Annotated in this window: 23 protein-coding genes; 22 read left to right on the plus strand and 1 reads right to left on the minus strand. The window is 55.6% G+C overall.

What is annotated here, in order from left to right:
* Positions 1 to 175: 175 nt before the first annotated feature.
* The gene (locus tag SK3146_RS31385; RefSeq protein ID WP_249862482.1) at positions 176 to 3,667 is read left to right on the plus strand and encodes an AAA family ATPase; all 3,492 of its coding nucleotides are present in this window, start codon (positions 176 to 178) and stop codon (positions 3,665 to 3,667) included.
* Between the two features lie 237 nt (positions 3,668 to 3,904).
* Positions 3,905 to 6,064: a stalk domain-containing protein gene (locus SK3146_RS31390; RefSeq protein ID WP_249862483.1), complete on the plus strand. Its 2,160-nt coding sequence runs from the start codon at positions 3,905 to 3,907 to the stop codon at positions 6,062 to 6,064.
* Here the strand turns inward: SK3146_RS31390 and SK3146_RS31395 are convergent.
* Positions 6,054 to 8,009: an FAD-dependent oxidoreductase gene (locus SK3146_RS31395; protein ID WP_249862484.1), complete on the minus strand. Its 1,956-nt coding sequence runs from the start codon at positions 8,007 to 8,009 to the stop codon at positions 6,054 to 6,056. The two genes, SK3146_RS31390 and SK3146_RS31395, sit on opposite strands and share 11 nt — an antisense overlap.
* A 311-nt stretch (positions 8,010 to 8,320) precedes the next feature.
* Here SK3146_RS31395 and efeO point away from each other — a divergent pair, with 311 nt between their 5' ends.
* The 20 genes from efeO (at position 8,321) to SK3146_RS31495 (ending at position 26,742) form a co-directional block, all read left to right on the plus strand.
* The gene (efeO, locus tag SK3146_RS31400; RefSeq protein WP_249862485.1) at positions 8,321 to 9,205 is read left to right on the plus strand and encodes an iron uptake system protein EfeO; all 885 of its coding nucleotides are present in this window, start codon (positions 8,321 to 8,323) and stop codon (positions 9,203 to 9,205) included.
* A gap of 21 nt (positions 9,206 to 9,226) precedes the next feature.
* A complete protein-coding gene (efeB, locus tag SK3146_RS31405) occupies positions 9,227 to 10,525 on the plus strand; it encodes an iron uptake transporter deferrochelatase/peroxidase subunit (RefSeq protein WP_249866500.1) in 1,299 nt (432 codons plus the stop codon).
* 46 nt (positions 10,526 to 10,571) lie between these two features.
* Positions 10,572 to 12,368: an FTR1 family iron permease gene (locus tag SK3146_RS31410; RefSeq protein ID WP_249862486.1), complete on the plus strand. Its 1,797-nt coding sequence runs from the start codon at positions 10,572 to 10,574 to the stop codon at positions 12,366 to 12,368.
* 130 nt (positions 12,369 to 12,498) lie between these two features.
* On the plus strand, positions 12,499 to 12,843 hold the full coding sequence (locus SK3146_RS31415; protein WP_249862487.1) for a histidine triad nucleotide-binding protein: 345 nt from the start codon (positions 12,499 to 12,501) through the stop codon (positions 12,841 to 12,843).
* 108 nt (positions 12,844 to 12,951) lie between these two features.
* Positions 12,952 to 13,125, plus strand: coding sequence for a 30S ribosomal protein S21 (rpsU, locus tag SK3146_RS31420; RefSeq protein WP_010491812.1), 174 nt, complete (start codon positions 12,952 to 12,954; stop codon positions 13,123 to 13,125).
* A 12-nt stretch (positions 13,126 to 13,137) separates the two neighbouring features.
* Positions 13,138 to 13,581, plus strand: coding sequence for a GatB/YqeY domain-containing protein (locus SK3146_RS31425; RefSeq protein ID WP_249862488.1), 444 nt, complete (start codon positions 13,138 to 13,140; stop codon positions 13,579 to 13,581).
* Between the two features lie 155 nt (positions 13,582 to 13,736).
* Positions 13,737 to 15,119 (plus strand): NfeD family protein, encoded by a 1,383-nt coding sequence (locus SK3146_RS31430; protein WP_249862489.1) that lies wholly within the window; start codon positions 13,737 to 13,739, stop codon positions 15,117 to 15,119.
* A 104-nt stretch (positions 15,120 to 15,223) separates the two neighbouring features.
* A complete protein-coding gene (gene floA / locus SK3146_RS31435; protein WP_249862490.1) occupies positions 15,224 to 16,213 on the plus strand; it encodes a flotillin-like protein FloA in 990 nt (329 codons plus the stop codon).
* A gap of 33 nt (positions 16,214 to 16,246) precedes the next feature.
* Complete coding sequence (locus SK3146_RS31440; protein ID WP_249862491.1) at positions 16,247 to 16,744, plus strand: hypothetical protein; 498 nt, start codon at positions 16,247 to 16,249, stop codon at positions 16,742 to 16,744.
* 402 nt (positions 16,745 to 17,146) lie between these two features.
* Positions 17,147 to 17,425, plus strand: a complete 279-nt coding sequence (yqfC, locus tag SK3146_RS31445; RefSeq protein ID WP_249862492.1) for a sporulation protein YqfC — start codon at positions 17,147 to 17,149, stop codon at positions 17,423 to 17,425.
* A gap of 14 nt (positions 17,426 to 17,439) precedes the next feature.
* The gene (gene yqfD / locus SK3146_RS31450) at positions 17,440 to 18,621 is read left to right on the plus strand and encodes a sporulation protein YqfD (protein ID WP_249862493.1); all 1,182 of its coding nucleotides are present in this window, start codon (positions 17,440 to 17,442) and stop codon (positions 18,619 to 18,621) included.
* Positions 18,622 to 18,649: 28 nt separating this feature from the next.
* Positions 18,650 to 19,615, plus strand: coding sequence for a PhoH family protein (locus tag SK3146_RS31455; protein WP_249862494.1), 966 nt, complete (start codon positions 18,650 to 18,652; stop codon positions 19,613 to 19,615).
* A 71-nt stretch (positions 19,616 to 19,686) separates the two neighbouring features.
* On the plus strand, positions 19,687 to 21,948 hold the full coding sequence (locus SK3146_RS31460) for an HD family phosphohydrolase (protein ID WP_249862495.1): 2,262 nt from the start codon (positions 19,687 to 19,689) through the stop codon (positions 21,946 to 21,948).
* Positions 21,945 to 22,511 (plus strand): rRNA maturation RNase YbeY, encoded by a 567-nt coding sequence (gene ybeY / locus SK3146_RS31465; protein ID WP_249862496.1) that lies wholly within the window; start codon positions 21,945 to 21,947, stop codon positions 22,509 to 22,511. Before SK3146_RS31460 ends, ybeY begins: the two co-directional genes overlap by 4 nt.
* An 8-nt stretch (positions 22,512 to 22,519) precedes the next feature.
* The gene (locus SK3146_RS31470; RefSeq protein WP_249862497.1) at positions 22,520 to 23,209 is read left to right on the plus strand and encodes a diacylglycerol kinase family protein; all 690 of its coding nucleotides are present in this window, start codon (positions 22,520 to 22,522) and stop codon (positions 23,207 to 23,209) included.
* A gap of 41 nt (positions 23,210 to 23,250) precedes the next feature.
* Positions 23,251 to 23,673: a cytidine deaminase gene (gene cdd / locus SK3146_RS31475; RefSeq protein WP_249862498.1), complete on the plus strand. Its 423-nt coding sequence runs from the start codon at positions 23,251 to 23,253 to the stop codon at positions 23,671 to 23,673.
* Between the two features lie 61 nt (positions 23,674 to 23,734).
* Positions 23,735 to 24,646 (plus strand): GTPase Era, encoded by a 912-nt coding sequence (era, locus tag SK3146_RS31480; RefSeq protein WP_249862499.1) that lies wholly within the window; start codon positions 23,735 to 23,737, stop codon positions 24,644 to 24,646.
* 151 nt (positions 24,647 to 24,797) lie between these two features.
* On the plus strand, positions 24,798 to 24,944 hold the full coding sequence (locus tag SK3146_RS31485) for a YqzL family protein (protein WP_249862500.1): 147 nt from the start codon (positions 24,798 to 24,800) through the stop codon (positions 24,942 to 24,944).
* Between the two features lie 34 nt (positions 24,945 to 24,978).
* Positions 24,979 to 25,725: a DNA repair protein RecO gene (gene recO, locus SK3146_RS31490; RefSeq protein WP_249866501.1), complete on the plus strand. Its 747-nt coding sequence runs from the start codon at positions 24,979 to 24,981 to the stop codon at positions 25,723 to 25,725.
* 204 nt (positions 25,726 to 25,929) lie between these two features.
* Complete coding sequence (locus SK3146_RS31495; RefSeq protein ID WP_249862501.1) at positions 25,930 to 26,742, plus strand: pyruvate, water dikinase regulatory protein; 813 nt, start codon at positions 25,930 to 25,932, stop codon at positions 26,740 to 26,742.
* Positions 26,743 to 26,798: the final 56 nt, after the last annotated feature.

A 26,798-nucleotide genomic window follows, 5' to 3' on the forward strand; every position in this document is an offset into this window, starting at 1 on the left:
CCGGATGGCATCCTATGAGTGCCGCGCAGCGGTTCGGGAGCAAAAACGGATGAACCGCAATCGCGGCCGGGCAAACGTCTTGGCGGCATAGAAGAGCCGCACGGACAATAGCGGGCGGCCGTTCCCGGCCTGTTGCCCGGAAGCAAAGCGGTTTGGAGAGGAGGAACAAGGGGACATGAGACCTATACATATGCAAATGGCGGGGCTGCAAAGCTATCGCGAACCGCAGGAGATCGATTTTACCGCCTTGTGCGACGCGGGGGTGTTCGGCATCTTCGGGCCGACGGGCAGCGGCAAATCGACGATTCTCGATGCGATGACCTTGGCGCTGTTCGGCAAGGTGGAGCGGGCGGCAGGGGGGACGCAGGGCATTATGAATCATGCGGAGCAGACGCTGTCGGTTTCGTTTACGTTCGAGCTGGGTCACGCCCCGAAAACGCAGCGGTTCCGTGTGGATCGCCAGTTCAAGCGGAGCGGGGACGTATCGGTGAACAGCACGGTAAGCCGGCTCATCCGCTATCAGGACGAGGAGACGGTTGTGCTGGCCGATAAAGCGGGCGAGGTCAATCAGCGGATTCAGGACATATTGGGCTTGTCGATGCAGGATTTTACGAGGGCGGTCGTTCTTCCGCAAGGAAAGTTCGCGGAATTTCTCGCGCTGAAGGGCAGCGAGCGGAGGCAGATGCTGCAGCGCTTGTTCCATCTGGAGCCGTACGGCGACCAGCTGAGCGCCAAGACGTCCGTCCGTTTCAAGGAAACGGACATCGCGATCAAGGAGCTGCAGGCCGAGCAGCTCGGGCTCGGCGACGCCTCGCAGCAGGCGCTGGACGCCGCCGCCGCCGCGCTGGAGGCTGCGGCGGCGGCCGCGCAGGAAGCGCGTGCGCAGCTGGCCGCCTGCGAGGCTCGCGCAGCCGAGCAGCGCCAAGTGCGCGAGCTGCAGCTGGCGCTCGCCGCGGCGCAGGCGAGGTGCGCCGAGCACGCCGCCCGCGCGCCGCAGATGCAGGCGCTGCAGGCGCAGCTCGCCCGCGCCGCGCAGGCCGAGCTCGCGCAGCCGTACGCGCGTCAGCGCGAGCTGACTCTGGCGCGGCTCGCGCGCGAGCGCGAGGCCGCCGCGGCCGCGGAAGCGGCGCAGCGCCGCGCGCAGGAGGCGCTCGCCGTGGCGGAAGCCGCACACGCCGCCGCCCGCGAGGCGCTGGCCGCGCAGGAGGCGCCGCTGCTGCTGCGCCTCGACAAGCTGCAGCAGGCGCAGGCGCTGGCTGCCGAGCTGGCGCGGCAGCGCGAGGCGCTTGGCGCGCTGAGCGCGCGGGAGGCCCAGGCGGCGGCTTCGCTCGCCGCGGCGCAGGAGCAGCTGAAGCGCGAGCAGGAGCTGCGCGATAAGGCCGTGAAGCGTCAGGCGGAGCTGAAGGCCGAGCTGAAGCAGGCGGAAGTGCCCGACGCGGAGCGGGAGCGGCTTGCCGAAGCGCTCCAGGAGAAGCGCGCTCTGGAGCAGTGGCGACGCCAGCTGGACGAGCAGCGGGCGGAGCTGGCGAAGCACGAGCGCGAGCTTGCGCAGCTGCGCGAAGAGCAGGGCGCCGCAGGCGAGCGGGAGCGGCAATGGGGGATGCAGCTCGCCGAATGGCTGCAGGAAGTGTCCGCCGCGTACGCAGCGGCCAAGGAACAGGAGCAGCAGCTGAGGCGCGCGGAGAACGCGATTCCGCTGCTGCTGGCCGAGCGCAAAGCGAAGGGGCGCGAGGCGGAGCTGCAGGCGATGGCCGCCGCTCTGACGGCGCAGCTTGTACCTGGCGATCCGTGCCCCGTGTGCGGTTCGGAGCATCATCCCGGGACGTTGGCGCTGCATGAAGCGGCAGCGGGGGAAGCATCGGCTGCATCTGTGGCCGAGCTGGAGCGGCTGCAGGCCGAAGCAAGGCAGCGACAGCTATCGGTAAGCCAGCTGCTGCTGGGCTTGAGCGGCATCGTGCAGCAGTGGAAGCCGCTTGCTTCGCAGCTGCAATCCCGCGAATGGCTGGCAGAGGCAGCCGCCGCGATTCTCTCTTGGGATGAGGCGCCGGAAGCGGAGACGGAGGCTGCGAGCGGCGCGGACGTGCTTGAGCTCCGGTCGTTTGAGGCTTCCGAAGCATCCGAAGTATCCGAAGAGCATGTTGCCTCTGCGATCGATCGGGCTCAGAGCCGCATCAGGGCGATGAATACGGATTATCAAAGCATGCAGCGGAAGCTGCAGGAGCTGCTTCGGCTGCGGGCGGACATCGATCGCAGCGCAGGCGAGCAGCAGTCGCGGCAGCAAGCTTTACATACATTACTGGCGGGGGTACAGCACAAAACGGCGAGCCTCCAGGAAACGGTCTCCGAGCTGACGGAGCAGTGGAACCGCAAGTTTGCCGGCATCGCTTACGCCGAGGTAGAGACGGCGGCCGGTCAGCTCAAGCTGCAGCTGGCCAAAGCGGAGGATGTACGGCAAAGGCTGGAGAAGAGCGTCGGCTTTATCGATGAGAAGCTGACTCTGATCGGACAAATTCAGGAGCAGTTAAGCGGCTTCGACCGGCAGGCGGTGCAGCTGCGGACGGAACTGAAAAATATGACCCAGCAGGTCGATGAAAAATCGGCGAAACTGCGCGAATGGGCCGGCGGCGAAGATGTCGGGCAGCAGCTGGCCGCTGCTGCGGGACAACTGGAGCGGCTGCGCGCGGCGCATGACCAAACGAAGCGCAGTTTTGAAGAGGCGCAGGCTTCCGGGCAGCGGACGGGGCAAGTCTATGCGGCTGCGGCTCAGGCGGTTCAGACTGCGACCGAGCAGGCCGCATATGCCGAAGAAGAGTGGAGCCGTCAAGCCGAAGCGCACGGCTTTGCGTCCGTGGAGCAGGTGCAGTCCGCGCTGCTGGACGACGAGGTGAAGCGGAAATGGGCCTCGGAAGTCGAGGATTACGGCAAGCAGGAGCATCAGCTGGAGGCGCGGCGGCGCCAGCTGACGGAGGAGCTGGGCGGCCGGAGCATTACGGACGAGCAGTGGAACCTCCTTGAAGAGGAGCTGGCCGGGCGCAAACGGCAGGACGAAGCCTCTCTGCAGGCGAGGGCGAAGGCGGAACGCGATCTCGAGTCGCTGAAGGCGAAGCATGAGCGCTGGAACGAGCTGGAGAGCAAGCGGGCGGCGAGACAAAGCGAGCTTGAGCTGCTCGGCAAGCTGCAATCGGTGCTGCGGGGCAACGCCTTCGTCGAGTTTTTGGCGGAAGAGCAGCTGATGCAGGTAAGCCGGGCCGCTTCCGAGCGGCTCGGGCAGCTGACACGCCAAAAATATGCGATAGAGGTGGACTCATCGGGAGGATTTATTATCCGCGACGATGCCAACGGCGGCGTCAGAAGACCGGTTTCTACTCTTTCCGGGGGAGAAACCTTCCTTACGTCGTTATCGCTGGCATTGGCCTTGTCGGCGCAAATTCAGCTCAAAGGGCAGTATCCGCTCGAATTTTTCTTCCTGGACGAAGGCTTCGGCACGCTGGACCAGGATTTGCTCGAGACGGTGATCGTTGCGCTGGAGAAGCTGCATATGGACAAGCTGACCGTCGGAGTCATCAGCCACGTTCCGGAGCTGCGCGCCCGGCTGCCGCGACGTTTGGTCGTACAGCCGGCGGAGCCCGGCGGCAAGGGCAGCAGCGTGTTCCTGGAGACGCTGTAGAGTAGACGATGCGGATGAGTCCGCCTAGGCCTTGTGCCGCGTAGAAGCGCTCTGCCGCCTGTTAGACGGATGCTTGCTGCGCCTGCCGCATGTTCGGCCTGCAGCGGCATTCCGCCTCTCTTGCGGCTTTTCCGCCCATAAACCGCTGCGCAGGAGAAGGCGCGCATAAGGCGAAACAAGGAAGGACGGCGCAAGCCGGCAATGCCTGCTCCTTCCGCAGGCAAGAGAGGAGACAGCATGATGATTACTCGATTTCATCGGTTTGCGGCCCGCGGCTTGAAGGCTTTGACCGCAGCCGCCGTGGCCGCCGGTTTATGGCTCGGAGCAGGGACCGCACAGGCTGATCCCATTTGGGACCGGTGGCAGGCCGCCGACGCCGCGGTTCAGCGCGGCAACCCCGCGGAGGCCGTGCCTCATTGGGAGTTTCTGGTCGAGCATTACGCTTCGATCGAAGACTGGCAGAGCGCGGCTTTATTTTGCGGCAAGCTGGACGAATATTTCGACAGCGTTCGCGATTACGGGCAAGCCGTTCATTATTATGAACTGGAGGATAAATATTGGCGGCTGTTCGGCAAAGATTGGGGCGCCGTCGATTTGCAGCGGGCCGAACAAATACGCACCGTCCTGGACGTTTATATGACGACGGCGGATGAGGAAGCTTTGAAGCGCCAGGGCGCTCCGGCTGACGGCAAGCTGGCCAAATTCGAGCCTGAATACGGGATGTATATCGGCATGTATTCCGAGCAGGACCCGCAGATGCAAAACCATTTCACCAAATCGGAATCGATCTACGGCAAGAAGCATGCCTTATATTTGGCCTATTCGCAGGTCGGCAAGCCGTTTCCGGCACAGTATGCGGCCAGGGCGAAGGAAGCGGGCGCTGCGCTGCAGATCGCTTGGGAGCCGAGCGCGGGCCTCGACTCGGTGCAGGATAACGACTACTTACGGCAGTGGGCGAAAGCGGCCAAGGCTTCCGGAATTCCGATCTTTCTCCGGTACGCGAGCGAAATGAACGGAGATTGGGTCGTATGGCACGGAGATCCGCAGAAATACATCGAGAAATTCCGGCTCGTTCACGACGTGATGGCCGCGGAAGCGCCTAATGTCGCCATGGTATGGAGCCCGGGCGATGTGCCGGCTTATTCCATGGACGTCTATTATCCGGGCGACGATTATGTAGACTGGGTCGGCGTGAGCATGTACACCGAGCCGTATGAGAACGGCGATCCGCAGCAGGCGAACATGCAGGCCACAAGTCCAATCGAACGGCTGGACTACCTGTACAAGACGTACTCCGACCGCAAGCCGCTGATGATCAGCGAAACGGCCGTATCGCATTATGCGTATATTCCCGGCGAATCGTTCACCGACTACGGACTGCTCAATTTGCACCGTCTGTATGAGATTATGCCGCTCAAGTATCCGCGCCTCAAGTCGATTACCTATTTTAACGTCGATTTGAAGGACCGGGAATCGCGGAACAATTATTTGCTTGGCGCCAACGAGGCCATGAAGCAGCTGTACAGCAAGATGATCTCCGCGCCGTTTTATTTGACGAAGGTCGAGCAGGGGGCTAAGCCGGCGGACGGCGTCGGCCATGTTCAGCTTGGCACAGGCGGCAATACGTTTCAGGGAAAAACACGGATTACGCCATGGGTAAAAATACCGGATATTTACATCGGACGCATCGATTATGCCGTCAACGGGCAGCAGATCGCTTCGCAGACGGAACCTCCGTTCGGCATCGATATAAATGCCGGGCAAGTGCCCGAAGGCTCCAGACTGGAGCTGACGGTTTACAACCGCAGCGGGGAGAAGGCGGCGTCCAAGTCGCTGCCGTTCTCGTCGCAGGTGTCCGTCATGCTGAACGGGAAGCTGCAATCTTATGAGCGGCCTCCGGTTGTCCGCGACGGCAGCACCTTGACGCCGCTGCGGGCCATCTTCGAAGCGATGGGAGCTTCCGTCACCTGGGATGCGGCCACGCAGACCGCCACGGGGCGCAAAGGGGAGACGACCGTTTCCATCAAAATCGGAGACCGTCAGGCAATCCGAAACGGCCAGCCCGTAGAACTGGAGGTGCCGGCTCAGCTGATTGACGGTTTCACGATGGCTCCGGCCCGCTTTGTAGGCGAAGCGTTCGGGGGCGCCGTACAGTGGGACGGTACGACCCGAACCGTTACGATCCAAAGCTCCGGCGGCAAGGCTGCCGCTACAAGCAGCGGCAGCGCCCCGATTTCCTCCGCGGCCCCGCCGTCCGCATCTCACCACGATAAACAACCCGATTCGTCAGAATCGGGTTGGCTTGTTCAAGCGGCCGCAGGCTTGTTGCGGCATATTCATGAGTGGCTTCAAGCCGCTGTCGCTTATATTATGAACTTCTTCGGATTTACACTCTAGCAGGCACTTTCAATTCCTCGATAATCGCTTTCGCCGCTTGGCGTGCACTGGAGAACGCCCTTTCCGCCAGCTCGCCCTTTCCTTCACAGCCGTCGCCGCAGAAGAAAAACGGAACATGATCCAGACGCGTAGGCAGCAGCTGGTTAGTAGCGATATTTTTGACGCTGGAGACCATCGCTTTTTTCGATACCCTTTTTACAGCCGTTTCGTCGCGCCAGCCGGGATAGTAGTGATCGAACAAAGCTTCCATTTGCTTCGTTTTGCTGTCCAAATACGCTTTGCGCTCCTCCTCGTCGGCAAACCGGTCGCTGAGGTAGGCGATGCCTTGCAGCAGCTGCCCTCCGTCGGGAACGAGCGTATGATCCGTCGCGGACACGTCGCTGATAAACAGTTTGTTATCCATATCGCTAATGTAAGAGAACGGACGGGTCACGACCCGCTTCAAACCGATATCGTAGACCATGACCTCCGTCGGTGTGCTTCCTTCGAACGGAGCGAGGAACGGCTCCCAAGGAGTCCCCTTCATCAGCTTGCAAATTTGCTGCACCGGCATGGCAAAAATAACGCGGTCAAAGCCTTCTTCGCGGGTTTTCGTTTTCAAATAAAACTTCCGGTCCTCGTAGCGAATCGCTTCCACGCCTTCCTGCAGAGCAAGCTCCCAGCGTCCGGAAATTTCGATTTTTTGACGAAGCTGGTTTGTAATGACGGCCCAACTGCCGAGGATATAGTTTACCGGACGGTTGGAGAGAAACAGATTATGATAATATTCGCTGATGACCGGACCCGGCACTTTGCGCGCTTCCTCCGGAGTGATGAAGAAGTTGGAGCAGACCAGATGCTCCCACAGCTCTTTCACGTCTTCGTCCGCGTCGGATTGAGCCAAGTAATCGCCGAGCGTTTCGTAATTTTTCACATTATGAATATGGGCGATAATCGCGGCGATCTCGCCGACGAAGCGGACTTTTTGTCTTGAGGTGAGCAGCTCGGTTTTCATCAGATTGACGAAATCGAGCGGAGCCGGGGTCAATTGATCGTGTTTGGCATACATGACCTTGCGTTTATCCACCTGTTTGGAGCTGAACGATAACCCGAGCTCGCGCTCCATCGCCGATATTTCGTGGCGGTCGATGCCGTAGATGGCATGGGCTCCGTAATTCAGCGTAAACCCGGCTTTTTCGTACGTAAAAGCCCGGCCGCCCAACTGCGGGCTTCGTTCAAACAAAATTCCTTCCACGCCGTACTGCTCCGACAAATAAGCGGCTGCCGTCAAACCGGCCAATCCGCCTCCAATAATTGCGACTTTCATTTTCTTTTCCTCCTTAGCGCTGTGCGCAAGCCATAATGGATGAACTGCGGCTTGCCCCGTTTCTACCGAGATGGATAGTTCCTGTTGTTCCGAACGTAGACCTGACCAAACCCATGCCAGGTTGCTGCGCATCATTCCGTGCAAATCTGTCTGCTCTTGCGAGCACCACATCCATAGTGTTCCTCTATAAGCGGCGATGAGCAGATTGACCTTATTCGCATCGGGAAGCCAGCGAAGCAGCCGGTCGAACAATAGCCGGTATTGTTCTTCCTCAATGCTTTTCACCGCCTCGTTCTGCATGGAAAGAGCGATCAAACTGCGTACCAGCCGCGGGTATGACTCAATATTGGACGTCAGGTCTAAAAACAGCTTGTTGACATGTCCCTCCAAGGATTGAACCTGAGACGGGGTTCTGACCGCCCAATCGTTGATCGTGCCCATTTGCTTGCGGAAAATTTCCCGTAATATTTCGTCTTTTCCTGCGAAATAATGGTAAAAGGTACCTTTTGACGTATTCGTAGCGGCGATGATGTCGTCAACGGACACTTGTTCATATCCGCGCTCAATAAACAACCGCAGAGCGACCTCGATCATGAACTCCCGTTTTTTTCTCGTTGCGGCCCGCATTAATCGGCTCATCCCGACTCACCTCACAACTCGTTTCGGCTCCTATTATACATAATATTAGACTGACAGTCTAGAAGTGCAGTCGGTTTAAATTCGGCGCCGAAGCCGCATTGGAAAACCGTTTCTTTTTTCGGGCTTTACCGTTCTTGCTGCGATAAGCCTGAGATCGTTGCCCGTACTGCCGGATTATGTATTTTGCGCAGGAAAGCCTTTGCATTATGTGTGTGAAAAAAACGATTGAAAATAATTCTCAATTATGCTAATTTATCTTGAGAATAATTATCATTACTAGTTAAATATCCGAAGGAGATGCAAATGTATTTATGAAAACCCGCTATTTTGTTTCTGCGCTAGTGCTCGGCTCTTCCCTTATTTTTTCAGGCTGCGGCGATAACAAGGCCAACGTTCAATCGGCGACCGCCCCGTCGCCGTCGCCGGCCGTGAAGGAAGATGCGGCGAAGCCGGCTGCAGCCGCTTCGGACGATTCGTTCAAAAAGGCGACGGAAGATTATCGTAAGTTCGTCATCGAGCAATGCGATTTATTCGTTAAGCAAACCGGCGATTTCGTCGCCGCGGTAAAGGCGGGAGATCTTAATAAAAGCCAGGAGCTGTACGCTCCGGCACGGATGTATTACGAACGGATCGAACCGATTGCCGAAGCGCTGGGCGATCTCGACCCGGATATCGACGGGCGCGAAGACGATATCGATCCGAAGGATTTGAAAGGCTTCCACCGGCTCGAGAAATCGCTCTGGCAGGATAAGACGACGAAGGGGCAGGAAGCGATCGCCGACGAGCTGCTGGCCAACAGCAAGCTGCTGCGCGCCAAAGTGGAGACGGTGGACATCGACGTCAATATGCTCGTTACCGGAGCGGTAGAACTGCTCAACGAGGTTTCCTCCTCCAAAGTCACCGGCGAGGAAGAGCGGTATTCGCATACCGATTTGTACGACTTTGCAGCTAACGTCGAAGGCGCCGCCAAAATCTTCGATATTTTGAAGCCGGAGCTTCAGAAGAAAGACCCCGCTTTGACGCAAACGATCGAAACCCGCTTCAAAGAACTGAATGACGGGCTGGCTCCATACAAAAAAGGCAGCGGCTACGTGCTCTATACGGAGCTTAAACCCGAACAAACGAAAAAATTAAGCCAACAAATCGATGCTTTGGCCGAACCTTTGTCCAATATGGGTAAATTGCTGGGGGCGTAAACGATGGCCGACGATATTCGAATGAAACAAGGCGGGAACGACGAGACGAATACGGGCGATTCCGGGGCCGGACGCGCCATTAGCAGACGAGATATACTCAAGCTTGCGGGAGCGGGAGGCCTAGGCCTTCTGCTCGGCTCCGCCGGAGTCGGAGGCATGCTGGCCGTAACCGGCAAAACCGCGAAGAGCGCCGCAGTTCCGGCCGATCTGAGCAATGTAAGCATCCCGTTCTACGGAACGAATCAGGCGGGCATATTGACGCCGCCGCAAAATTTTATCTGCTTCGCCGCTTTTGATCTAACGACGACACGCGTCGAGGAAGTATCGAAGCTTTTTCGCGTTTGGACCGAAGCATCCGCCAATATGGCCGAAGGCCGGATGGTCGGCCCGGACAACGACAAACCGAATCTTCCTCCGGAGGATACGGGGGAAGCGGCAGGGCTGAATCCGAACCAATTGACGATTACGTTCGGAGCGGGACCTACTTTATTCGACGAGCGATTCGGGCTGTCCGCTAAGCGGCCGGAAGCGTTCGTCGATTTCCCGCGGTTTGCGGGCGAGAAGCTGCGCCCGGAATGGTGCGGCGGAGATATCGGAGTGCAAGTATGCGCCGACGATATGCAGGTGGCCTTTCACGCTGTGCGCAATTTGGCTCGGATCGCCCGCGGCACGGCGGTGCTCAAATGGACGCAGGAAGGGTTCCAGCGGACGGCGACCGCCTCCAACAGCGGCGAGACGCCGCGCAACCTGCTCGGCTTCAAGGACGGCACCGGCAATCCGGATACGAATGACGCCAAGCTCATGAACGATCTTATCTGGGTGCAGCCGTCCGACGGGCCGGATTGGATGCGGAATGGAACTTATATGGCGGTCCGGCGCATTCGGATGCGTATTGAAGTATGGGACCGCTCGACGCTGAAGGATCAGGAATCGACCTTCGGGCGGTACAGAAAGAGCGGAGCGCCTTTGGGGGAACAGAACGAGTTCGACCCGATGAGGCTCGATGCGCAGGGACCCGACGGCAGCCCTCTTATTCCGGCCAACGCCCATATTCGTCTGGCGCACGGCGAAGGGCAGGAGAAAATATTGCGCCGCTCTTATTCTTATTCGAACGGCATCGATCTGCAAACCGGCCAGCTGGATGCAGGCTTGTTTTTTATTTGCTATAATCGCGATCCGCGCAAGCAGTTCATTCCTATTCAGCAGCGCTTAGCTAAAAACGACGCCTTGAACGAATATATTTTTCATATGGGAAGCGCGGCATTCGCCTGTTTTCCCGGAGTGCGGCAGGGCGGCTATCTGGGAGAAGGATTACTGTGAGATACTGTGAGAGAGAAAACTATGTGCGACAAAGGGTGGAAGCGCCATGATAAGTAAAACACAACGGCCGCGCTTCGTCGCGGCGGTCGGCGTCATACTGCTGCTTCTTGCCCTGCTCGCTCCGTCAGTCCGGGCCGCGGCCGAAAATTCCGAGCTGGAGAAGCTGCTGCCAATCGTGGGAGGGGCTTTGGTGGAAGCCGGCGACCGTCATTGGGACGAAGCGTCCAAAGAGCTGGAGCAATTCGAAGCCCAATGGAGCCTGCTGAAGGCTCCATCGTCGGCGCTTGCCGATCAGGTGAGCGCGGCGGCCGCCGAAGCGAAGAAGGCGCTCGGCAATGCGCAGCAGCAGCCGGATGAAGCCTACCAGGCGGTCTCCAGGCTGGCTAAGGCGGCGGGCAGTTATGTGTCGGAGCAGGAACAGGGTGCGGAGAAGGAGGACGGCAAGCAGGCCGCCCGGTCGCTGCTGCCTGTTCTTCAGCAATGTCTGGATGCGATCCGGCAGAACAATTGGAGCAAGGCGCAAACCGCGTTCAAGCAGTTTGTCAAGGAATGGGGAAGGAAAGAAAACGCGATCCGTGCGGATAATACGCAAGTCTACGGACAGATCGAGACGCTCTCGGCGATGGCCCGAGTCTCCGTGCAGGCCGATCCGCCGAAAGCCGATTCGGCGGCCGACGGCGTTACGACGCTGATCAAGACGATAGAGGATTATGCGAACGGAACCTTGCAGGAGCAGGCTTCCGCTGCCGGCGGGCAGACGATCGGAGACGCGCTGGCGCTTCTGCGCCAAGCGGACGGCAGCTTAAGCTCGGGCCATACGGCCGAAGCGGTTCAGCAGCTGCAGAGCTTCATCGCCTTGTGGCCGTCCGTCGAAGGAGCGGTCAGTACCCGCGCTCCGGACGTGTATACGAACGTAGAGAACGAAATGACGGAGGCCTTGAGCCGGCTGCTCTCGACCCCGCCTCGTACGGAGGAAGCGGCCGCAATCGTCAATTCGATGCAGACGGAGCTTGAGCCTTTCGCTTCGCAAACGAGCTATACCGCCTGGGACGCCGGGCTGATTTTGCTGCGGGAAGGCATGGAAGCACTGCTCGTGCTTGCCGCTCTCGTCGCTTTCTTGCATCGCACGGGCAACGCCGCCAAGCAGGGCTGGGTCTGGTTCGGCGCGCTTACGGGACTTCTGCTTAGCGGCGCTCTCGCGCTTCTGCTCAACTATATGATCGCCAACGTAGCCGCGGGCAGCACACGCGAAATGCTGGAAGGCGTAACGGGGCTTGTCTCCGTCGTGCTGATGCTGACGGTGGGCGCCTGGCTGCACAAAAAATCGCAGATCAGCGCATGGAACAAATATATCGAGAAGCAGGTCGGCGTCGCGCTGATGACCGGCAATTTATGGTCGCTGTTTGTCGTGGCCTGCCTGGCCATTTTGCGGGAAGGGGCGGAGACGACGATCTTTTATATCGGCATGGCTCCTGCCATCGAAGGCGGGCAGCTGGCTGCGGGGATCGGCGCCGCGCTGCTCTTGCTGGCGGTGATCGGGTTTGTCATCGTCAAAGGCAGCATCCGGCTGCCGATCCGGGTGTTCTTCCTCGGAGCTACGGCGCTGATCTATTATCTGGTGATCAAGTTTCTCGGCGAAAGCGTCCATTCGCTCCAGGTTGCGGGCAAGCTCTCCTCGCATGTTCCGGGATTCATTCCGTCCTGGGGCTGGCTCGGCGTGTACCCGACTTGGGAGACGTTCGTTCCGCAGCTTGTCGTCGCGGCGTTTATTATTTTCCAAGTGCTGCGTTATGAGCGCAGAAAAAAGTCGGATACGGATCGCTTGAAGTCGAATCTTGTCTGAATTCAAAACGAGAAAAGAAACTTCGTATTTTTCTTTCGCGCGGAGTTTCTTTTTTTCTCAAAATTAGGTATAGTATTATAAGTAAAAAAGAAGCCGTCAAAGTTTAGGTAGCTGGGAGGACAAACCCGTCATGGATTGTATTTTTTGTAAAATTGTTGAGGGATCGATTCCTTCCAAAAAGGTGTATGAAAATGAGCACGTACTGGCGTTTCACGATATTCAGCCGGCCGCTCCCGTACATATTTTGATCATTCCGAAGAAACACATAGCAACCATGAACGACGTTGAGCCCGGCGACTGGGGCTTGATCGGTGAAATTCATCGCGCCGCCCAACATATTGCCAGACAGGAAGGTGTAGCGGATAGCGGATATCGGCTCATCAACAACTGCGGCAAGGACGGGGGACAAGTAGTTTATCATATTCATTATCACCTGCTTGCGGGTGAAAAACTGGGTTCGCTCGTTGGGAAGTAAAGAATCTTTTTCCCTAGGTTGACACCTAGTTTGTGTATACCCTATAATGAGGTTTGATGAACTGCTTTTTTTCGTCTTGGACGGTCTGTTCGGAGGGAGGGAAAACTGGTGTCAGAAACTCGAGTTCGCAAAAATGAAACTATAGATGCTGCACTTCGTCGCTTTAAGCGCTCCATCGCAAAAGATGGCGTACTAGCGGAGGTTAAAAAACGCAAGCATTATGAGAAGCCAAGCGTAAAACGTAAGAAGAAGTCAGAGGCTGCTCGTAAGAGAAAGTTCTAGGAGGCTTAATCGATGAGCTTAAGCGAGAAACTAAACGAAGATATGAAGCTTGCGATGAAGAGCCAGGACAAGTTTAAACTCACCGTAATCCGTATGGTTCGTGCAGCTATCAAGAATATTGAGATAGATCAGCGTAAAACCTTAGATGACCAGGAAGTACTTGATGTTCTGAGTCGCGAGATCAAACAGCGCAAAGATTCCCTCCAAGAATTTGAAAAGGCCGGACGTGATGACTTGGCCAAAACCGTTAAGGCAGAGATTGAAATTCTGATGGAGTACTTGCCGCAACAGTTATCTGAGGAAGAAGTAAAAGCCATTGTACAGCAGACCATCCAAGAAGTGGGTGCTTCTTCCAAAGCGGATATGGGAAAAGTCATGGGTGCGTTAATGCCTAAGGTGAAAGGACGGGCTGATGGCAAACTTGTCAATCAAGCCGTTCAACAACTATTATCATAGCTAGTAAGGTAAGGACACTCCCGTTTCGGGGGTGTCTTTTTCTATAGGCTTCGCAGCGTTCTCGGAGGAAATTTTTGCAAGAATGAATCGAATCCGTTATGCTTTACGTAAGTATGTTATGGATTTGGAAAATGGTTGAAGGAGGTCTCAGACGGATGTCCAAAGCCAAACCCGGAAAGCTGGCGCTAAGGTCTTGCTTTCTGCTGCTGTTAGGTCTGCTTATGCTGCTCCCGTATGCAACGGCTTTCGCAGACAATCAAGCTCCGCCGGCCCCTCCCGTTTCCGCTCCGGTAGCCGTCATTCCCGTCCATCAGACGATCGAGACGGGGCTTCAGAAGTTTCTGGAGCGGGCGATACGCGAAGCCGAGGATTCGAGCGCGGTATGCATCATACTCGATATCGACACGCTCGGAGGCAGAGTCGACTCGGCGGAGGAAATCGGCGAGCTGATTAAAGGGAGCAAGGTGCCCACGGTCGCTTATGATCACGGGCGAGCGGTCTCGGCCGGAAGCTACATTGCGCTGAACGCCAATCAGATTGTGATGGAGCCGGGCAGCACGATCGGGGCGGCGGCCGTTGTGGATGCAGGCGGCAATGAAGTGGAGAGCGTCAAAGTTATCGCTCATTGGGCAAGCCAGATGCGCTCCGCGGCGGAGCTTCGGGGGCGCGATCCGCAAATCGCCGAAGCGATGGTGGATAAAAACGTCGGTGTCGACATGAAGGCGATTAATCGGACCGTGCCGAAGGGCCAACTGGTGTCGCTGACCGCAGAGGAGGCGGTAAAGGTAGGGTACGCGGAAGCGACGGCATCGAATATGCAGGAGGTTATCGGTTTCATTAAAGCTGCCGATCATCCGGTGCTCAACATCGAACCGTCGCTTGCCGAGAAATTTTCGCGCTTTCTGACGCAGCCGTGGGTATCGATGCTGCTATTGTTTCTGGGCATTGCCGGCATCGCCATCGAACTGTTCGTTCCCGGCTTCGGTTTGCCCGGCATTATCGGTCTTCTTGGTTTCGGTTTGTATTTCTTCGGGCATTATATCGTCGGGTTCGCGGGGGTGGAGGACATAGCGCTCTTTATTATCGGCGTTGTGCTGCTGGTTATCGAAATTTTCGTTTCGAGCTTCGGGATTTTGGGGCTGATCGGCATTGCGTGTTTGTTCAGCAGCGTCGTCATGGCCGCTTACAATACGAAGCAGGCCGCGCTGCACTTGAGCGTCGCGTTCGTGCTCGCCGTCATCGTCGTGGGGATTTTTATCTGGATCTTCAAGGACCGCGGCGTTTGGAACCGATTTATTTTGAAGGAGGAGCTCAGGTCGGAAAAAGGTTATAATTCAGTGCCTATTCGCACCGATTTGGTAGGCAAGTCGGGAACGTCGATCACGCCGCTGCGTCCGGCCGGAACGATTTATATCGGCGACGAGCGAATCGACGTCGTCACCTCCGGCGAGTTTATCGCCGTGGGCAAGCAGGTGGTTATCGTCCAAGTGGACGGAGCGCGTATTGTCGTGCGCGAAGCCGGCGGAACGATGCATTAGCTCCGCGATGCTTACGAAGCCAGTTTTTTCTGGCGAAAAAACTCAAAGCGAATGCTTACGAAGCTAGTTTTTTCTAGCGAAAAAACTTTTAGGAGGTTCAACCCATGGATCCAATTGTGTATTTCCTTTTGCTGGCGGCGATCATTATTATCGCGCTGTCCGTATTTTTAAGCTTTGTGCCGATTATGCTGTGGATTTCGGCGCTCGCCTCGGGCGTCCGCATCGGTATTATTACGCTGGTGGCGATGCGGCTGCGGCGCGTTATTCCAAGCCGTATCGTCAATCCGATGATCAAGGCGACCAAGGCGGGGATCGACGTTACGATCAATCAGCTGGAGAGCCACTTTCTGGCGGGCGGTAATGTAGACCGCGTCGTCAACGCGCTGATCGCCGCGCATCGCGCGAACATTCATCTGGAATTCGAACGCGCGGCAGCCATCGATTTGGCGGGCCGGGACGTCCTGCTGGCCGTACAGATGAGCGTCAATCCGCGCGTTATCGAAACGCCTACGGTTTCGGCCGTCGCCAAAGACGGGATTGAGGTTAAAGTTATTGCTAGAGTAACGGTAAGAGCGAATATCGACCGCTTGGTCGGGGGCGCCGGGGAAGAGACGATTATCGCCCGCGTCGGCGAAGGGATCGTTACGACGGTAGGCTCCTCCGGTTCGCACAAAGACGTTTTGGAAAATCCGGACATGATTTCCCGTACGGTGCTCGGCAAAGGTTTGGACGCCGGGACCGCCTTCGAAATTTTATCGATCGATATTGCGGATGTCGACGTCGGCAAAAATATCGGGGCGCATCTGCAAACCGAGCAGGCGGAAGCGGATAAGCGCATCGCCCAGGCCAAGGCGGAGGAACGCCGCGCTATGGCCGTCGCCCAGGAGCAAGAGATGAAGGCCCGCGTCGTTGAGATGAAGGCCAAGGTGGTCGAATCCGAATCGCAAGTGCCTTTGGCGATGGCCGAAGCGCTCCGCGGCGGCAAGCTCGGCGTCATGGAATATATGAACCTGAAAAACATCGATGCCGATACGCAAATGCGCTCTTCTCTGGGCAAAATGAATGAGACCGGCAAACATGAAGATCAGGAGTAACGCTTCCTCCATGATCGCAAGGAGGGTGAGAGCATGAAGCTGATACAATTTCTGCTCAGCAACTGGTATATCGTGGTTATTCTGTACATCGTCCTCAGGACGATTGCCAGAACCGTGAAGCCGCCTGCCGGCGGCCCGCCTAAGGCGGGTCCTGGCGGAGCGTCGAAGCAAGGGATGCCTTCCTTCGGAGGCGGAGAGGGCGGCTGGGGACGCACGGTCAAGCAGACGGTAACCAAGACGATGCAGAAGTCTGCTGCGAACAACAGGCAGAACGACCAAGGCGCCGCCTTGTCGTCCCAATCCTCTCAGCAGCCTCAGAATGGCGCTGGGAGGGGTTACCAGCCTGCGGAAGGCCTAACTTCCAAAGCAAGCTCTTCCGCCGCTCCCAGGCGATTACAGAGCGTGCCCGCGGCTTCACAGGCGGAGCCGGCGCAACCGACTGTCGCTCCTTCGGCGAGCCAACTGGCGCAAGGCGTTATCTGGGCCGAAATATTGGGGCCTCCGAGAGCCAAAAAGCCTTACGGCAAGTAATGCCGCAAGCACCGACTTTCAACCTGAACAGGTTGGAGGCCGGTGCTTTTTTTTGTTGTTTAGGAAATGATGCGCAGCCATATCCTGCGGATATCCGGGGGCTCCCCCGAAAGTAGTGTCTAACCATAGAACGATCCCAGAGGAATGGTTAGACGCCGATCCAGCTTAGGCTGGATGCGGACGGAATAAGCTCTAGAGTATCACGTCACTTTTGGGGGATTTGTTCTTTTCTCAAGAGACGCCGCCGCTTTCGGGATATGAACAGGAATTGCTGTGCTCTTTCATAATTCGCCCGCTTCCAGCATATGGTGTAAATAGCCTGTGCTGCGTTAGCGGTGCTTTGAACGGCATGGCGAAAGCAAGTTAACTGATAAGCTTACACCAACTTTAAGGGGGAAATGTATGCGCAGTCTGACCCGCAAGTTCAATCAATTGACCGCTAAGCTGCTGGACCTTCCCCAGGACGTGGTGCTTGATTTGCCCCGAATGACGCTGATCGGCAACATGCAGCTGTATATCGAGAATCACCGCGGCGTGCTGCACTTTTCCGGCGAGCTGATGAAGCTGGCGCTTTCCAAAGGAAGCTTGGAAGTAAGGGGAAGAGAGCTGGTGATTCGAGCGATTTTACCGGAAGAGGTATTTATAGAAGGGGTTATAGAGGACGTTAAATTTATCCCGTAAAGAGGTGCATGTCATTGAAATCATCTTTTCTCTTATCGCTGCGAGGTTATGTGCTGGTGGAAGTTAGAGGGGGACGCATCGAGAAGCTGGTGAACGGCTTGACGGATAAACGGATGACGGCATGGGATATTCGCATAATGGACGAGTCGCATGCCCAAATGCATATACTGATCAAAGATTTTTTCCGGCTTCGTCCGCTGTTGAAGGAGACAGGCTGCCGGGTGCATGTGAAGCGGCGCCACGGCGTTCCTTTTTTGTTGGACAAACTGGAGAAGCGCAAGCTGTTTGCCGTAGGCATCGTCGGCTTTATCGTCGGGCTGTACTTGCTCTCTTCCGTCGTTTGGCAGGTGCGGGTCGAGGGCAACGAGACGATCAGCACGCAGCAGATTTTGCAGGCGGCCAAGGGCGAAGGCATTTACCAATGGCAGTGGAAAAACCGGCTGCAGGATGCGGACGTGCTGTCCAAGCTGCTGCAGAGCAAAATACCCGGCACGGCTTGGGTAGGCGTAGAGGTTCACGGTACGCATATCGTGATCAAGGTGGTGGAGGCGACGATTCCGAACAAGCCCCCGCTGCTGAGCCCGCGCCATTTGGTCGCATCCAAGAACGCGATGGTGACGTATATTTTGGCGGAAAAGGGGCGGCCGGCCGTCAGGCCGAATACGTATGTGAAAAAAGGGGACATCCTGATCTCGGGCATTCTGGGCGACGAAGTCAACCAGCAGACGGTGGTCGCCTCCGGCGTGGTGAAAGGGCTCGTATGGTATACGCCCAAGGTCGAGGTTCCTTTGGTGCAGCATTATAAAGTGTATACGGGGGAAACGAAGGATCGATCGTATCTGGTAATCGGCAGCAGGGCGCTGCAGCTGACAGGCTACGGCAAGCCCGGCTTCGAGCAGTCCGAAACGATCGCGGATCGGAAAACGCTGCAGTGGAAAAACTTCGTCCTGCCTTTGGGCTGGCTGAACGAGCGGGTTATGGAAGTGAACGTAAGAGAGAAGCAGATCACTCCAGAGGAAGCGAGACAACTGGGTGTAGAGCACGCGAAGCAGGCGATTATCGAGGCGGCGGGCAAGGACGCCAAGGTGGTCAATGAAAAAATTTTGCATGAAAAGACGGAGAATGGTAAAGTTTATATGGAAGTACATTTGGAAGTGGAAGAATCTATCACTGAGGAGCAACCTATCGTATCATAATGTGTTCGCTTGAAGGAGAAGAGGCCTGTTGATTGACAATGTACGGATTGTGAAAGTGGCTTTGAAAAACACGGCGGAAGGGCTCGCTTTATTCGGCCCGCAGGACAAGTTTCTGCATTTGATCGAGGAGCAGACCGACGCCAGAATTCAGTCCCGCGAGGAAGAAATCGTCATCCAGGGAAGAGCGGGAGAGACGGAATCGCTGCTGCAGCTCTTCGAGGTGCTGCTGGAGCTGGTGCGCAACAACTACATTTTGAACGAACGGGATATCCACTATGCGATTGAGCTGTCCAAACAGATGAAGGCGGACCAGCTGCTGGATTTGTTCAAAGGGGAGATCGCCACCACGCACAAAGGCAAGCCTATCCGCGTGAAGACGATCGGGCAGAAGCAGTACGTTTCCACGATCAAACAGAAGGATATCGTCTTCGGCATCGGTCCGGCCGGTACGGGGAAAACGTATATCGCAGTCGTGCTCGCCGTTGCGGCTTTGAAGCTGGGACAAGTCAAGCGGATCGTTCTGACGCGTCCGGCGGTGGAGGCGGGAGAGAGTCTCGGCTTTTTGCCCGGCGATTTGCAAGAAAAGGTTGACCCTTACTTACGTCCATTGTATGATGCTCTTAACGATGTATTAGGGCCCGAACAGGTCATCAAGTCGCTGGAAAGAGGGCTTATCGAGATCGCTCCGCTCGCCTATATGCGCGGCCGGACGCTGGACGATTCCTTTATCATTTTGGACGAAGCGCAGAACACGACCCCGGAGCAAATGAAAATGTTTTTGACCCGTCTCGGCTTCGGTTCGAAGATGGTCATTACAGGCGATGTGACGCAAATCGATTTGCCGCGCGGCAAGTCGTCCGGACTCGTGGAAGCGCACCGCATTTTGAAACGAATTGAAGAAATCGGATTCATCGAATTTGCCGAAGCGGATGTCGTCAGACACTCATTGGTTCAAAAAATTATCGTCGCCTACCATGAGGATAAAGAAAAATAGCTCGCCTCGGTCCTGTGCCTGCTTAGGTTCCGGCGCCCACGGAAGAGCTGTGAAAGGGATGACCTTTCGAGATGAAAAACCAGGTTTCGATCCAAGGCAAGCTTCAATACCGGCTTGCAGGCTGGAAATACAGCGCCCTCGTGCGCTTTCTTCTGTTTTTAGTGCTAACCCTCCTTTTTTATACGGCGCTGATGGGCAGGCTGATTCCGCAGACGTACGACATCACGCTCGGCTCGGTCGCGGAGAAGGATATTTTGGCCCCTCGGGCCATCGAGAACGCCATCGCCACCGAAAAGGCCAAAGAGGATGCCGCTCAGCGCGTACAGCCTGTCTACCGGATCGTCTCGCTGAAGAACGAGCTGATCATCGAAGCGATGTTCGAGAAGCTGCAGCAAATCAATGCCGATACGGAAGTGACGCTTGGCGACAAGGTCAATATTTTCAAAACGGTCATTCCGAATCTGATTGACGACCATGTGAACAGACAGATCAAGCTGTACACGGACAGCGGACAATATAACGATACGCTGCTGCAGGAAATGCGGCAAAAAATTACCGAACAGCAGTACCGCATACCGGAAGAGACGTATTACAAGATGCCTCGCGTATCCAAGGAAGACTTGACCGCGATGGAGCCGGTAGCCAAGGAGATCGTCACCCGCCTGATGAACGACCAGATTATGGACGCTCAGACGGCCAGGGCCAAGGTCGCCGAACTTGTGAATACGTCGACGCTGACCAAAAGCACGGCCCGCGAAATGGTGCAGGAGCTGGTGCGGGAAGCGATTACGCCGAACAAATTTTTCGATCAAAAAGGCACCGACGAAGCGAAGGGGCATGCCCGCGACAACGTGAAGCCGGTGTATATCAATAAAAACGATGTGCTGGTCAAAAAGGGCGACATCATTTCCGAGGAAATATATCAGCGTCTTAGCGGGCTGGAAATGTTGAAGGATGAAACAAGCTATGCGCCGAAGCTCGGACTGGCCTTGCTTGTGGTCATGTTTACGTTCGTTATCTTCATGTTCGTGAAGCAGAGCGCGCTGTCGATCAGCCACAGCAACGTGCAGCTGTTGATGCTTGTCCTTATTATGTTTTTGAATATTCTCGGGATGAAGCTGTTCTCGCTCGTGCAAAACCTCGATTATCCGTATATCGGTTTCCTGGCGCCGACCGCCATGGGAGCGATGCTGATTACGATTTTGCTCGACGCCAATTTGGCGTTTATCGCGGCGGTGTTGTTCAGCGTCATTGCGAGCGTCATCTTCAATACGGATCATTTGCAGGCCTTCGATTTCCGTTACGGACTGCTTACCCTTGTGACCTCGTTCGCGGCGATTTTTTCGATTCAGCGCGCGAGCCAGCGTTCTTCCATATTGAAGGCAGGGGTTATCGTGGCGCTGCTCGGCATGGCTCTCGTAGGGTCGCTGATGCTGATCGAGGATCACGAGACGAAAAAGAGCGTGCTGTTCGCCTTCTCCTTCATTGTGGGAGGAGGGCTGTTGACCGCGGTGTTCGTCATCGGCTTGCTGCCGTTTTTCGAAGCGGCGTTCGGCATTTTGTCCCCGCTGAAGCTGGTGGAGCTGTCGAATCCGAATCATCCGCTGCTGCGCAAGCTGCTCACGGAGACGCCGGGCACTTACCATCACAGCGTTATGGTGGGCAATTTGGCGGAGGCGGCGGCCGAGTCGATCGGCGCCAACGGACTGCTGTGCCGGGTCGGGGCTTATTATCACGATATCGGCAAGACGAAGCGGCCGAACTATTTTATCGAAAATCAGTCGAACATCGAAAATCCGCATGACAAGATGGACCCTGCGCTCAGCAAATCCATCATCGTCGCCCATGCCAGGGACGGAGTGGAAATGCTCAGCGAGCATCACATTCCGAAGCCGATTCGGGACATTGCGGAGCAGCATCACGGAACGACGCTTCTCCAATTTTTCTATCATAAGGCGAAGAAAATCGCCGAAGCGGAGAACGACCCGAAGCCTGTGGAGGAAGCGGATTTCCGCTATCCGGGTCCGAAGGCGCAGTCCAAGGAGGCCGCGATCGTCGGCATCGCCGATTGCGTGGAAGCGGCCGTGCGGTCGCTGCGCAGCCCGACGCTGGAGCAGATCGATTCGATGGTGCGCAAAATTATAAAAAGCCGGCTGGATGACGGTCAGTTCAACGAATGCGATCTTACGATCAAAGAGCTGGATCAAATTGCCAAAATTTTGAATGAAACGCTGCTTGGCATTTTTCACTCCAGAATCGAATATCCGAACGATCTGCAGGCGCAAAATCAGAACGACGCGTCCAAGCAGGTGAAAAGGAGTCAGAACGAATGAGTTTGCGCTTGGAATGGAATAACGAACAAAATGAATATGCGATTTCGGATGAGCTGGCCGCCAAGCTGCATCAATTGCTGCGCTTGGCCGGCGAAGCGGAGAACGTTACGGACGGCGAAGTTGCGCTAACATTCGTCGACGACGCGGAAATCCATCGCTTGAACAAAGAATACCGCGGCATCGACAAGCCGACGGATGTGCTTTCGTTCGCGATGCAGGAGATGGGCGAAGACGAGATCGAGATCGTGTTCGACGAAGACGATTTCGTGTCCGAGGACGAGCTGGAGCAGGTTCGGGCTCTTGACGGCGAGCCGGCCCAGACTGGTGAAGACGAAGAAGATGAAGAGTCTTACGAGGAGCCGCTCGGGGATATTATCATTTCCGTTCCGAGGGCCATCGCGCAAAGCGAGGACTACGGCCATTCCGTGGAGCGCGAGCTCGGATTTTTGTTCGTGCACGGCTTCCTGCATCTGATCGGTTACGATCATCAGGATGAGGAAGAGGAGAAAGTGATGTTTGCGAAGCAGGAGCAAATATTGCAAAAGGCGGGATTGATTCGTTGAGACCTAAGGTGAAGTGGCATCGAAGCTTTCGGTTCGCGTATGAGGGAGTGAAGTACGCTTTATCCACGCAGCGCAATATGAAGTTTCATTTTTTCGCCGCTTTCGTCGTGCTGCTGATGGCCTTGTATTTCCATCTGCATAAGCTGGAGATTTTATTTATTCTGCTCGCCGTGACGCTGATGATCGTCACCGAGCTGATCAATACCGCAGTGGAAAAAGCCGTGGATCTTGCCATGCCCGACCGTCATCCGCTGGCTAAAATAGCCAAGGATGTGGCCGCAGCCTCCGTACTGGTGTCTGCGGCTTTTGCCGCTATCGTGGGCATGATCGTGTTCTATGAGCCGATCGACGCGCTGTTCCGCGAGGCGAAGGGAATCGAGGGACACAGCTTTTCCGCTGCTATGGTCTGGATTTTGCTAATTCTTGTCATATTGACGGTTACCGTTGTGGAGACGCGATTTTCAAGCAAAGGAAACCGTGTGCAGCCGAGCTTGCTTTCGGCCATAGCATTTGCCGTCGCAACTTTTATCACTTGTTACGTTACGGTTGCCTTTGTAGCGCTTCTGGCGTATTTGCTGGCTTTTTTGGTTATGATGGTTTTATACGATAAAAGAAGCCGGGCTTTCCCGTCGCTGGCGCTGGGAGCCGTGATCGGCAGCTTTGTGTCGGTACTCGTCTATTATTTGGTTCATATGTAGAGCTGCAGCAAGCACATCAAACGAAAACGGGGTTGGTTGAGATGAAGCGAGATGCGTTGGTCGCCATGGCCAAAGAGGCTATGAAGAAAGCTTATGTGCCGTATTCCAAGTTTCAGGTAGGCAGCGCTCTGCTGGACAGCAAAGGGAACGTGCATCTGGGCTGCAACGTGGAGAATGCCGCCTACGGCCCTACGAATTGCGCCGAGCGAACCGCGCTGTTTCGGGCGATTGCCGACGGAGAAGCGCCGCGCTCCTTCCGCGCCATCGCGGTTATCGGCGATACCGCGCAGCCGATCACCCCTTGCGGCGTATGCCGTCAGGTGCTGATCGAGCTGTGTCCGCCGGATATGCCTGTGTATATGGCTAACGTCCGCGGAGACATTACCGAGACGACGGTAGCCGCGCTGCTGCCGGGAGCTTTTACCCAGGATGACCTTGGCTCGGACGGGAAACGCTCGAACTGAACGGGGAGCCGAAGAAAGATCATCATTGCAATTGATTGACAAATGGAGGAACTGTACTGAAATGACATCGACCGCTAATAAAAAAGCATTCAAATCCGGGTTCGTCGCCATTATCGGCCGGCCTAACGTGGGCAAATCGACTTTGATGAACCACGTCATCGGGCAAAAGATCGCGATTATGTCCGACAAGCCGCAGACGACGCGGAACAAAATTCACGGGGTATATACGACAAACGATTCGCAAATCGTTTTCCTCGATACGCCCGGCATTCATAAGCCTCAGTCCAAGCTCGGCAACTACATGATGAAGGTGGCGGAGGGAACGCTCGGCGAGGTCGATGCGATCTTGTTTCTGATCGACGTCGTCGAAGGGCTCGGCGGTGGAGACCGCTTTATTATCGAAAACCTGAAAAAAGTAAAAACGCCGGTCATTCTCGTCATGAACAAAATCGATCAGGTTCAGCCGGAAGAGCTTCTGCCCGTCATTACCGCTTATAAAGATCTGTATCCGTTCGCGGAAATCGTGCCGATCTCGGCTATTCAAGGCAATAACGTCAATACGCTGCTGGAGCAGGTCGTCAAATATTTGCCGGAAGGACCGCAGTACTACCCGGCGGATCAAGTGACGGACCATCCGGAGCAATTCGTCTGCGCCGAGCTTATCCGCGAGAAATTATTGCACTTGACCCGCGAGGAAGTGCCTCATTCGATCGCCGTCGCCATCGAGGATATGAAGGTCGAAGAGAACGGCGTCGTCCATATTTCGGCGGTTATTTATGTGGAGCGCGACTCGCAGAAAGGGATTATTATCGGCAAGAAGGGCGCTTTGCTGAAAGAAGTCGGCCAGAAGGCGCGGCGCGATATCGAAACGCTGCTCGGCTCGAAAACGTTCCTGGAGCTGTGGGTTAAAGTGAAAAAAGATTGGCGAAATCAGGAGCGGGTGCTCCGCGATCTCGGATTCCGCAACGACTAAAGGCAGAACGGCGTTCAATCCAGTTATTACTTGGCATACTTCCGTCTTCTTCGTATCATCCTATATCTTGTCGACAGGTTTGTTCATCTAAAAGCCTTTGTTTACAAGCAGCTTTCCTACAGCACGCACTTAGGAGAGGAGATGGATACACATGAGAGATTTTTCGTGGAAGTATTTTTCAATGACAGGCGATGTGGACGCCTACCTGCTTTACAAAGAAGTATCTAACGATGAACATCATTCCGAGCCCGATTCGGAAGAAGATCCCCTACTTGAGACAACGGAAGGGATACAATAGCCTGCACTTGCTTGGCATGGGAGAAGAGAGGACGATGCAGTACAGAGTTCAAGGAATTGTGATCCGCAGTATGGATTACGGGGAAGGCAACAAGATCGTAACTTTATTTACCCGGGAGCTGGGCAAGGCAGCCGTCATTATCAGAGGCGCCAAAAAAGTAAAGAGCCGCTATGCCTCCGTAGCCCAGCTGTTCACCTGCGGAGATTATTTGTATTTCAAATCGGGCCAGCTCGGAACGCTGAATCATGCGGAAATTGTGGAGTCCCATCACCGCATCCGCGAGGATTTGCATAAGGCGGCCTATGCCTCCTATATGGCGGAGCTGACCGATCGGATGCTTCCCGATCAAGAAGCTAACGCTTTTTTATTTGAGCAGCTGAAGGCGGGACTGCAAGGAATCGATGAAGACAAAGATATGCAGATCATTTCGTTTATGTACGAAATGAAAATATGGATGCAAGCCGGCTATCAGCCGGAGCTGGACGCTTGCGTATCGTGCCGGTCGGCCGAAGGAGCGATGCGCTTCAGCAGCAGTCTCGGCGGAATATTATGCGAGCGCTGCCGGGCCAAGGACCCGGGGGCCGTGCCGCTGTCGCCGGGCGGCTGGAAGCTCTTGCGTCTGTTCGCCCATACCGACATCCGGCGGTTAGGGCAAATCGACGTCAAGCCGGAGACGAAAGAAACGTTAAAGAAGCTGATGCGCACTTATTTTGATACTCATATCGGACTTCAATTAAAATCGCGTCATTTTCTCGATCAAATGGAGAAATACGGCGTATAATGCTTTGACATTTTTATTGCGGTTTGATAATATAATATATTAACATTAAAGGCGACTTCTCGTCCGGCTTAAGGTCATCCAAGGCTAAAAGCGGCGGGAATTTTTTGTTTGAAGAGACACTATCGTCTTCTGCAAAAGATTTTCGCAACAAACGGCTAGTACATACGTATTATTAGTAGCTTGTCAAAAGAAAGTAGGTGCAGCATGACGGGAATAGCGAATCCCATTATTTATGTAGCATCCGATTCGGCCGGAGAAACGGGGGAAGCGGTCGTTCGCGCGGCCATGGTGCAGTTCTATCCGCAAATAATGGATATGCGCATCGTTCCGTTTCTGGAGGACCGGGCAGGCATCGACAAATTGATCCAAACTGCCAAACAGAGGGACGGCATTATCGTATTCACTCTCGTTATCCCGGAGCTTCGAGATTATCTGGTGGAGCAGGCGCTCCGCCATCAACTGCCCTATATCGATCTGCTAGGCCCGATTATCGGATCGCTGGAGAAAAAGCTGCAGCAGGAGTCGCGTCATCAGCCGGGGATGATCCATCCGCTGGACGAAGATTACTTCAAGAAGGTAGAGGCGGTCGAATTTGCCGTGAAATATGACGACGGCCGCGATTTTAACGGCGTTCTGCAAGCGGATATCGTGCTTGTAGGCGTCTCCAGAACGTCCAAGACTCCGCTGTCGATGTATTTGGCCCATAAAAAATATAAAGTAGCCAACGTACCGCTCGTACCGGAAATTCAGCCGCCGGAGCAGCTGTTCACCGTATCGAACAAAAAAATTATCGGGCTTCGCATCAATCCGGAGAAGCTGAACATGATCCGCTCCGAACGGCTCAAAATGCTCGGCCTGCCGCAGAATGCCACGTACGCCAATGTCGAAAGAATCAACATGGAGCTTGAATATGCCGACCGCATCATGAAGCGGCTCGGATGCCGTATCATTGACGTATCGAATAAAGCTGTCGAAGAAACGGCGAGCATGATCTTAGAACTGCTTCAAGGAAGATAGCTCTTTTTTCCCGTCATGCAAGCAGGATTTTTTATTTCTTCATCGTATATAATATT

The sequence above is a fragment of the Paenibacillus konkukensis genome (assembly GCF_023523925.1).
Lineage (GTDB): Bacteria > Bacillota > Bacilli > Paenibacillales > NBRC-103111 > Paenibacillus_S > Paenibacillus_S doosanensis.